This is a genomic window from Bradyrhizobium sp. (assembly GCF_016462955.1).
Classification (GTDB): Bacteria; Pseudomonadota; Alphaproteobacteria; order Rhizobiales; family Xanthobacteraceae; genus Bradyrhizobium.
This window is the reverse complement of record NZ_JAEMSD010000264.1, coordinates 1,189-9,334: the sequence shown is the minus strand read 5'-3', so window position 1 is coordinate 9,334 and position 8,146 is coordinate 1,189. Positions and strand designations below refer to the sequence as shown.

Sequence of the window (8,146 nt, the reverse complement as noted above, 5' to 3'; positions counted from 1 at the left end):
ACCGCGCGCCGCGGGGTTTCGCATCGCCTTCGGCAAATTCCCTGAGCGCAACGCTGACGGCGCCAAATCGCGTTTGAGCGCGAAGCGAGATCGGAACGTGCAGGTCGAGCGCGGCGGCCCGGCCGTAGGTGACCTCGATCTGACCGGGGTCCGCGCCTGACGCGCTTGCGTTTGCGCCTCCGCCGATCATCCCGGCCAGCGGCTTCAGCACGACGCGGCAGGTCGTGGTCGGCCCGGAGAACCCTTTCCGGTCGGTGGACCCCGTCGCCTGCCGCTCGAGCCGGACATCATAGCGCCGCAAGCCGTCGAGGATCGACACGGTGCGATCGCAGGCATCGATCTGCGTCTTGTCCACGCCGCGCCCAGGGGCGATGAGGAGTGCGCTCAGGGGGTCGGCAACTGCGTTCAGGTGCTTTGCTTCAATGGCGGGTTGATCCGATGTCAGCTCGAGCGGAGGATCGATCGTCATCGTCTTGACGACGCCCTCGCTCATGCCGAGGCTGACCTTCTGCCTGCGTCGACCGTTGCGATGATCGAGGTCGAACACTGCGGGAAGCAGGCGCCCGTCCTTGTAAGCGCCGTTGGACGTCGCCACGCCGGACGCATCGCTGAGCAGCCTGGTTGCACCGGCGCTCTGATAGGTGACGCGCGCGGTGTAGACGGTGCCGCGAACCGCCAGGTCGAGCGTCGCGTTCGCGAGCGGCAGGCCGATGAGCGTGACGTCATAGGAGGCGCGGATGTCGCCATCCGCGGCCGCCGGGCCCGCGATGACGAGCACGACCCAGCAGGCGCCGAGCCCGGATAGCGCAAGGCGTATCATGCCTGCACGGCGCCTGCCTTGGTGCGGGGCGACTCCGTCGCGAAGCGTGCGCCGGTCAGTCTTGCCGAGACGTCCCACAGACGAGACGCCACCGCGTCGTCATCGGCTTGCGGCGGCACGCGCGCCACGGAGGGCGAGCCGCGCGCTTCCCCGAACTTGTCCGGACCATAATAGCCGCCCGGCACGATGTCCGGCGAGGTCGCCGCGAACAGCGTCGGCAGCGCGCCTTGCGCCGCCGGCTGAAACAGGAACCAGAGCGCGCTGCGCGCCAGACCGGACAGGCTCATTCTGCCGGCCCCATTCGGAATGAGGTCGGTCCGCGATATGCCGGGATGGGCCGCAACGCTGGCGATGCCCCAGCCGAACGTCCGGCTGCGCCGCTGCAGCTCGAAGGCAAACATCAGGTTCGCAAGCTTGGACTGGCTGTAGATCGGCATCGGCTGGTAGCGACGCTCGGCCTGCAGATTATCGAACTCGATCGTTCCGCTGCGCGCCGCCAGGCTGGACACGGTGACGACGCGGGGCTCGACGCCCTTTCTCAGCAGCGGCAGAAGCTCGGCCGTCAGCGCGAAATGGCCGAGGTGGTTGGTGCCGAACTGCAATTCGAACCCGTCGGCCGTCACTTGCCGGACGGGCGGCGACATCACCGCGGCGTTGTTGACGAGCAGATCGAGACTGTCCCGCTGGCCGCGCAAGCGCGAGCCGAATGCCCGCACCGAATGAATATCGGCAAGGTCGAGCGGCTCGAACCGGACGTTCGCGTCCGGCTGACGGAATCGGATCCGCGCGACGGCCGCTGCTCCCTTCGATGCGTTGCGGCCGGCAATGATCACTTCGCCGCCCGCACGCGTCAACGCCAGGGCATCCTGGTAACCCAGGCCACCCGTGCCCGTGACGACGGCGCAACGCCCCCGCTGTGACGGAATATCGTTCGCACTCCAACCGGGCATCGGGCCATCTCCCACGGCACAACCATTATGTCCGTTTATTAAATTACACTGAGTGTAATTTTCAAGCGTCGCATCGGCCGGGCGTGTTGACCTTCTCGTGAATGGCGCGTGCGCCGCGGCCTTGCTTCTGTGGCCAGAGCGAATTTCTCGGAATGCCGCGCAACCGGGCCAGCGAGAGCGCGGCGAACGACCGCAGCTTCGCCAGCATCCCGGCGCGGATGATGGTCAGCGCGGGAAGCAGCGCTAGCAGGAGGCTGAGGCCGATCCAGCGCAGAAGGCGTCCGGCCAGGAACGCCTGGATCGTCGGCGTCCAGTCATCCACGACGAGATTGACGGTCGCGGCGAATGCCGTCTTCGCACCGAGACAGAGGACGCTGTTCGAAACGGCGTTCGCCAGATCGAAGCATGGCTGATACGAGATGACGAACAGCAGGATGAGGACGCCGATATTGCCGAGATACGGCGACCGTACGGCCCTGACCGCGCGGGCGAGGGCCCGAGCGACAAATCGACGCTGGTCGGGTTCGCCGGGCGAGGCTTGCGCCGCGCGATCGAGGCGCTGCTTGGCGACATGGCCGGTTCGCGCGTCACGGATCACCCGGGGGACGGTCGGCAAGCCTCGGTGAGATCTGCCGAGTGCACGGCGGGACCGGTGCATCGCGCTCTGGCGATGGCTGGAGGTGACGTAAAGGCCTGGGCTGCGGCGAAGAAGCTCTATATGGCCGGAGCTGCGCATGGGCCGGTCCTTCCCGGCCGCGTGCAGCGAGCCGGGCTCGGCACCGCGGGCATCGCAATGCGAGGCGTCGGCATCCCGGTCGCTCGCCGGGCCGTCCCTGTCTGCAGTCATCTTGATCCAGTTCGCTTTCGAACGTCTCGACCTCGGCCGAGCCTTGCCGGCCGGCCTCGCATGCGGTAATTTCGCACTTGATGCGGAATTTTATCGCACTGAGTGTAAATTTGAATGAGGCGGTTGTGTGTCGAAACAGGACGGAGACGACGCATCACCAAAAAGCGAAGGACTGAGAGAGCAAAAGCGCCGCCAAACGCTGCGACGGATCACAGACACCGGCCTGAGGCTCTTTCTTCGAAACGGCTATGAGGCGACGACGCTCGATGCCATCGCCGAGGCAGCGGGAATTTCGCGCCGGACCTTCTTCTATTATTTCAAGTCGAAGGAAGACATCATCCTGGCCTGGCAAGAAGGTTTCGCCGAAGCGATAGGGCGCGCCGTTCTGGAGCAGTCCACCAAGCAGACGCCGCTCGAGGCGGTCAAGAATGCACTGGTCGAGCTCACCGCGTCCTACGAGGACCTTCGGGCCCGAAAGCAGATGATGGAGATCGACCGCTTCATCCGCAGCAACGAGACGCTTCGCGCCCGGGAGGCCACCAAATACGCCCAGCAGGAGCAGGCTGTCTTTGACGCGCTCAGCGTGCTATGGCCGCAGCCCAAGCGGCAAACGGCGCTCCGCATGGTCGCGATGGTTTCGATCGGAGCCTTTCGTCTTGCGATCGACAGTTGGAGCCAGGACGAGGGAAGGCGCCCCTTTGCCGCCTATTTGCATGACCGTTTCGCCAACATGAAAGCGGAAGCCTGAATATCCAGGGCTTGCTGGCTGGGCGGTATTCCCGCCAGGACCATCGCGATCGCCCTCACCGCTCCACCCGGTACAGGCGCCACCTTTCCGGGATGCCCTTGAGCCGGTGCTGGCCGTGATCCCTCAGGCTGATCGCGGACTGCGCCGTCATCAGCTCCTTGACCGCGCTCGACACCAGCACCTCGCCCGCGCGTGCTTTCGCCGCCACGCGGGTGCAGATGTGGAAGGCGAGACCGACCATCTCGCCGCCGCTGATGGTGTACTCGCCGGCGTGCAGGCCCACCCTGATCTCGAGGCCGAGCGTGCGCACGGCTTTCTGAAGCGCCGCCGCGCAGGCGATGCCGGCAGCGGGCTTCCTAAATGTCGCCAGCACGCCGTCGCCCGTGGTCACGACCTCCTTGCCGCGGCACGCCTTCAGCTCCTTGCGGACCGCCGCGTAGTAATGGCCCATCACCTTGGTCCAGCGCGCATCGCCGAGCTTGGCGGCCTTCGCGGTGGAGCCGACGATGTCCACGATGAGGATGGTGGCGAGCGCCTGCTTGAGCTCGGCGGTGCGGGCGGCCGACCGGCGGCGGTTCGCGATCGCTCCGGTCAGCGGCTCATAGCGGTGGTTGCGGCGCCGCGCGATCGCGGCTTTCGCGTACTCCTGGGCGCGCTGCGCAGTGCGGCAACGGATCATCTTCTCCTGCGGCGACCGCGACCAGTAGACCTTGCGCCCGGCGCCGGCGCCCTGCACTTCCACGGCGCCCCATTTCAGGAAGACCGCCGAGCCGACGCGCCTGACGCACCACGCCTTCGACGTGTACCCGGAGACGTTGGATTGATGGACTCCGATGCGGAGAAATTTCGGCATGAAGGTGCGGCCAGAGACCGATTGCGCGTAGATCCCGCGAAAGCTAGTCGCACGATCCGGCGTTGGCAACCGCACTTGCGCAAGTCATCCCTCGGCCCGCGGGGGCAATCGCATATGATGACGTCCCCTGCGGCGCATCCTTCGAGACGCCCGCCTCCGGCGGGCCCTCAGGATGAGGACGGAGTGTGTGGCAGCTGTTTCGGTGGGCGCCAATGCCCGTTCAGCCTCATCCTGAGGGACCGCGAAGCGGTCGTCTCGAAGGACGAGGCGTGTGCTTAGGTCTGTCAAGAAGGCCATATGCGATTGCCCGACGTCGGCGCCGCAAGGCAATCGCATCCCGGAGCGACCTTCAGATCGATGTGCTATCCTCTCGCGGGGCGGCAGGAAACAAACCCGGAGAGAACCCATGGCAACGAGTGTCAAGCAGATGCTGGAAGCTGCGAACGCGGCGGTCCCGAAGATCACGTCCGAACAGGCTGCCGAGATGATCAGAAACGGCAACACGCTGGTCGTCGACGTTCGCGACGCGCCGGAAGTCGCCGCCAGCGGCAAGATCGCCGGCGCCGTGAACGTCTCGCGCGGGATGCTGGAGTTTCGCGCCGACCCGGAATCGCCTTATCACGACAAGGCGTTCGACAAGAGCAAGACCGTCATTCTCTATTGCGCGTCCGGCGGCAGATCGGCGCTCGCCGGCAAGCTCTTGAAGGATATGGGCTACGAGACCGTCTACAACGTCGGCGGCTTCAAGGACTGGAGCGGGGCGGTCGAGAAATAGGAGGAACGGCCGCGCGGTTCCACCGCCTGCGCTGCGGGCTCCGATAGGCACTTCCTGCGCAGGGCGCGTTGCGCTCCCTTCGAAGGAGCTGCTGATGACCAGAACGAAGGCGTCCGATCCACAAGGCGCGGCGACGGGAACGCAGCCCGTGCTCAATCCCGGCGATAAAGCCTCGCCGGGAACACCGGGTACCGGTGACGATCTGTCAGGGCAAGGGGCGCATTGACGGCGCTCCCTGTGCCACCTGCGGAGGGCGTGGGACGATCACCCGGGCCATTGGCGGCGCCTGATCTTTCACGATCGAAGCTTCATCCTTGAAGCAACGATCTGCCGTCACGCGCGTTTTCCCTGCGGAGAAAACCGCGAGGCGCGCCATGAGCAAGGAAAAGCTGAAGCCCGAAGACTTCCCAATCGAAGCCGACAAAGACAAGCTGAAGACACACAAGGGCGAGACCGTCGCCGAGGCGCAATCGGAGAAGATTGCCGATGAGATCGCAGATCGGCTCAACGAGCAAGCTCACAAGGAAGAGCAGGATCGCTGGTCGGCGTAGCGGGGACCGCGGCCGAAATTGGAACGCCCTGCATTCCCGCGCATTTGCCCTCTGCCAGGGTCACACGATCCCGGCGCATGGCGGCCTCGGCCCGACCCCCACCCCCGGACCGCCGGGCCGGGGCTGCCTTACCTCAGCCACAGAGCCGACATGAAAGCACTCGTTCTGGCAGCGTGCGGCTCTTGCCTCGCCCCTCACCGCATTTGCCCAAGGCGGCACCGGCGCATCCGGGACCGGTTCCAGCATCAATTCGACCGGGACCGGTGGGACGACCGGGGCAGGAGCATCCGGCCTCAACACGTCCTCGGACAACAATCGCGGCGGCGCCAGCGCGCCGGCGAAGTCGTCGACGATGCGGCCCGGAGACAACGATCCCGCACGGCAAACCCAGGGCGTTCGGCAGGCCGATTAGAAAGCACCCGGCACCCAGCGCAAATAGCGCGTGACGGATGAATGAAGGCGTGGTGGACAGTCACCCGCGCACCATCTTCGAGACGCCCGCCTGCGGCGGCAATTCAATCGCATTTGAATTTTGCAGAGGCCGTCAAATCCATCTCAGGATGAGGATGGAGCGCACATGCGCCAGCCCTGTCGTCAGTCCGGATAGGCAAACAGCTCGATCGGATTGCTGAAGCCGCGCACCTCGTGCCGGCCGACATGCTCCAGCGCGAATTCTTTCTCCACCAGCTCGGCGAAGGCGCGCGACAGCAGCACCTTCTTGCCGATAGTCTTGGTCAGTGCCTCGAGGCGGGAGGCCATGTTGACGGCGGGGCCGATCACGGTGAAGTCGAGCCGGCTCGATGAGCCGATATTGCCGTACATGACGTCGCCGACATGGACGCCGATGCCGTAGTTCAGCGGCGCACGGCCGGTCCCGCTGTTGCGCTCGTTCAGCGCGGCCATGGCCTGCCGGGCTTCGGTCACGGCATGCAGCAGGTTGGCGCAGGCGTCGGGCTGGCTGAGCGGGAAGATCGCAAGCAAGCCGTCGCCGATGAATTTCAGGATCTCGCCGCCGCGCCGCGCGATCGGCTCCGACATCGCCTCGAAATAGTCGTTGAGCAGATCGATCACGTCGTCGCGCGGCCAATTGTCGGAGATCTTGGTGAAATCCCTGAGGTCGCAGATCATGATCGCCGCGCGTACCGTGGTGCCGGTGCCGCGCCTTGTGGCGCCGGCGAGGATGAGCTCGCCAGCGTGGGAGCCGACATAGGTCTCCAGCAGCGTGCGGGCCAGACGGTTCTTGATGCGGATCTCGCTGACGAGCGCCAGCAGCGGCAGCAGCTTCTTCAGTCCTGCGATATGCGCGTCGTCGAAACCGCCGGACCGGTCGGTCGCGAAGGTGACGAGATGCCGCTTGCCCAGCGTGTGGTAGAGCGGCCAGGCGACATAGTCGGTCAAACCCTTGGCCCGCATCTCGTCGTAGAGAGCGTGCTTGCGGCCGAGCGAGGGATCCTGCTCGAGCCTCTCGCGCACCTCCGCGCCGCCGTCCTGGATCTCGTGGGCTGCGCTGCCGATATACTCCGACCGCTCGCGAACCTCATAGTCGACCAGCGCGATCTCGGCATCGCTCCTGCCGTCGGACCACATCATGCGCGCGCCCAGCCATTGCGGGTGGTTGATCAGCACGTGGAGCGTGGCACGCTTCAGCGGAATGCCGGCCTGCTGAAGCCGGATGCACATCTGCGCGAAGATGTCGTCGATGAAGCGCTCGTCGCGCGTGCCGTTGGTGAGCCAGTCGATGACGCAATCGGCAGGCGTGGCGGCGTAATCGGGAAGCGCGTTCATGTCCTGCCCTCGAGCGACGGTCTGCGTTCGCGGCAGTTATCGTGCTCCACCTCACCGCGTCAACCTGCCCAATTGCCCGGTTTGTACGCAGCGCGTGCGGTTCCCAAATCGCGATGAGATAGGATGAATCTAGTTGACGATCCGGATCGATCCCAGCACGGCCAGGCCCGAGACGAGCCCGAGCTGCGATGTCCTGCTCAGTTCCACCTTCAGCGTGCCCTGTTTGGGAATCGCAAAAACCTCGCCGTCAAGCCGGATGGAGCAATCGCCGCGCGCGGCGTAGACGAGATGCGTGCCCGCGGCGAGCGGCCGCTCGCCGGGCTCCCCGAGCGCGAGGAGCTCGATCTCCGCCGCTCCGCGCCGCGCCATGAGGTTGACGACTTCGACAGGACCGGCCTCCAGCTCGGTCACGATATCGAGCTCGCCCGTGAAGCGCACCGTCGTAAAAGGTTCACGTGCGTCAAATTCCTGCGTCGGCGACTTCAGCACCAGCCCGCGCCCGGCGACGACCATCTGCAAGCGGTCGATCCCGGGCATATAGGAGAACGGGCCGGGCGCCACGATCGGCGTCGAGGCAAAACGCCAGAGCAGGCTGTCCCAGTCCTTCTGCGATGCATCGGCCCGATGGGCGTCCGCGATGTCGGTGAAAACGCCGCCGCGGTTCTTCCAGGGCGAGCGGGTGTAGTTGTCAGGTCTTAGCAGGGTGGCTTTCATGGAGATCCTCGATGCGACGGGGATGCGGGGAAGCGCGTTCGTGTGCGTCCAAAAACGGCTCGACCTCCTTGCGCACCGTGTCCAGATGCGTGAACAGCGAGAC

At 65.6% G+C, this 8,146-nt stretch carries 10 protein-coding genes; 4 read left to right on the top strand and 6 right to left on the bottom strand.

Going from position 1 to position 8,146, the window contains the following annotated elements; all coding sequences use genetic code 11:
- The 3 genes from JHD07_RS23815 to JHD07_RS23805 form a co-directional block, all read right to left on the bottom strand.
- The coding region (locus JHD07_RS23815; protein WP_291626495.1) for a DUF3108 domain-containing protein at window positions 1-820 on the bottom strand (820 nt) is incomplete at its 3' end.
- Complete coding sequence (locus JHD07_RS23810; RefSeq protein WP_291626493.1) at window positions 817-1,770, bottom strand: oxidoreductase; 954 nt, start codon at window positions 1,768-1,770, stop codon at window positions 817-819. The genes JHD07_RS23810 and JHD07_RS23815, both read right to left, overlap by 4 nt.
- Window positions 1,771-1,831: 61 nt before the next feature.
- Window positions 1,832-2,617, bottom strand: coding sequence for a hypothetical protein (locus JHD07_RS23805; RefSeq protein WP_291626491.1), 786 nt, complete (start codon window positions 2,615-2,617; stop codon window positions 1,832-1,834).
- Between the two features lie 127 nt (window positions 2,618-2,744).
- Here JHD07_RS23805 and JHD07_RS23800 point away from each other — a divergent pair, with 127 nt between their 5' ends.
- Window positions 2,745-3,365 carry a TetR/AcrR family transcriptional regulator gene (locus JHD07_RS23800; protein WP_291626489.1) on the top strand — a complete coding sequence of 207 codons (621 nt, stop codon included), beginning with the start codon at window positions 2,745-2,747 and terminating at the stop codon, window positions 3,363-3,365.
- A gap of 55 nt (window positions 3,366-3,420) precedes the next feature.
- On the opposite strand, the gene JHD07_RS23795 is transcribed toward JHD07_RS23800, so the two are convergent.
- Window positions 3,421-4,218 (bottom strand): adenylate/guanylate cyclase domain-containing protein, encoded by a 798-nt coding sequence (locus tag JHD07_RS23795; RefSeq protein ID WP_291626487.1) that lies wholly within the window; start codon window positions 4,216-4,218, stop codon window positions 3,421-3,423.
- Between the two features lie 406 nt (window positions 4,219-4,624).
- Here JHD07_RS23795 and JHD07_RS23790 point away from each other — a divergent pair, with 406 nt between their 5' ends.
- The 3 genes from JHD07_RS23790 (at window position 4,625) to JHD07_RS23780 (ending at window position 5,544) form a co-directional block, all read left to right on the top strand.
- A complete protein-coding gene (locus tag JHD07_RS23790) occupies window positions 4,625-4,993 on the top strand; it encodes a rhodanese-like domain-containing protein (RefSeq protein WP_291626485.1) in 369 nt (122 codons plus the stop codon).
- Between the two features lie 94 nt (window positions 4,994-5,087).
- Complete coding sequence (locus JHD07_RS23785) at window positions 5,088-5,219, top strand: hypothetical protein (protein WP_366865092.1); 132 nt, start codon at window positions 5,088-5,090, stop codon at window positions 5,217-5,219.
- A gap of 148 nt (window positions 5,220-5,367) precedes the next feature.
- A complete protein-coding gene (locus JHD07_RS23780; RefSeq protein ID WP_291626483.1) occupies window positions 5,368-5,544 on the top strand; it encodes a hypothetical protein in 177 nt (58 codons plus the stop codon).
- 594 nt (window positions 5,545-6,138) lie between these two features.
- Here the strand turns inward: JHD07_RS23780 and JHD07_RS23775 are convergent.
- Together JHD07_RS23775 and JHD07_RS23770 are read right to left on the bottom strand one after the other, a co-directional pair.
- Complete coding sequence (locus tag JHD07_RS23775; protein ID WP_291626481.1) at window positions 6,139-7,329, bottom strand: adenylate/guanylate cyclase domain-containing protein; 1,191 nt, start codon at window positions 7,327-7,329, stop codon at window positions 6,139-6,141.
- Between the two features lie 129 nt (window positions 7,330-7,458).
- A complete protein-coding gene (locus JHD07_RS23770; RefSeq protein ID WP_291626479.1) occupies window positions 7,459-8,043 on the bottom strand; it encodes a HutD family protein in 585 nt (194 codons plus the stop codon).
- Window positions 8,044-8,146: the final 103 nt, after the last annotated feature.

What these genes read in the sequence shown, in the direction of transcription:
- JHD07_RS23810 (WP_291626493.1), bottom strand. Translation starts at nt 1,770, where the DNA reads ATGCCCGGTTGGAGTGCGAACGATATTCCGTCACAGCGGGGGCGTTGC.
- JHD07_RS23805 (WP_291626491.1), bottom strand. Translation starts at nt 2,617, where the DNA reads ATGACTGCAGACAGGGACGGCCCGGCGAGCGACCGGGATGCCGACGCC.
- JHD07_RS23795 (WP_291626487.1), bottom strand. Translation starts at nt 4,218, where the DNA reads ATGCCGAAATTTCTCCGCATCGGAGTCCATCAATCCAACGTCTCCGGG.
- JHD07_RS23790 (WP_291626485.1), top strand. Translation starts at nt 4,625, where the DNA reads ATGGCAACGAGTGTCAAGCAGATGCTGGAAGCTGCGAACGCGGCGGTC.
- JHD07_RS23785 (WP_366865092.1), top strand. Translation starts at nt 5,088, where the DNA reads ATGACCAGAACGAAGGCGTCCGATCCACAAGGCGCGGCGACGGGAACG.
- JHD07_RS23780 (WP_291626483.1), top strand. Translation starts at nt 5,368, where the DNA reads ATGAGCAAGGAAAAGCTGAAGCCCGAAGACTTCCCAATCGAAGCCGAC.
- JHD07_RS23775 (WP_291626481.1), bottom strand. Translation starts at nt 7,329, where the DNA reads ATGAACGCGCTTCCCGATTACGCCGCCACGCCTGCCGATTGCGTCATC.
- JHD07_RS23770 (WP_291626479.1), bottom strand. Translation starts at nt 8,043, where the DNA reads ATGAAAGCCACCCTGCTAAGACCTGACAACTACACCCGCTCGCCCTGG.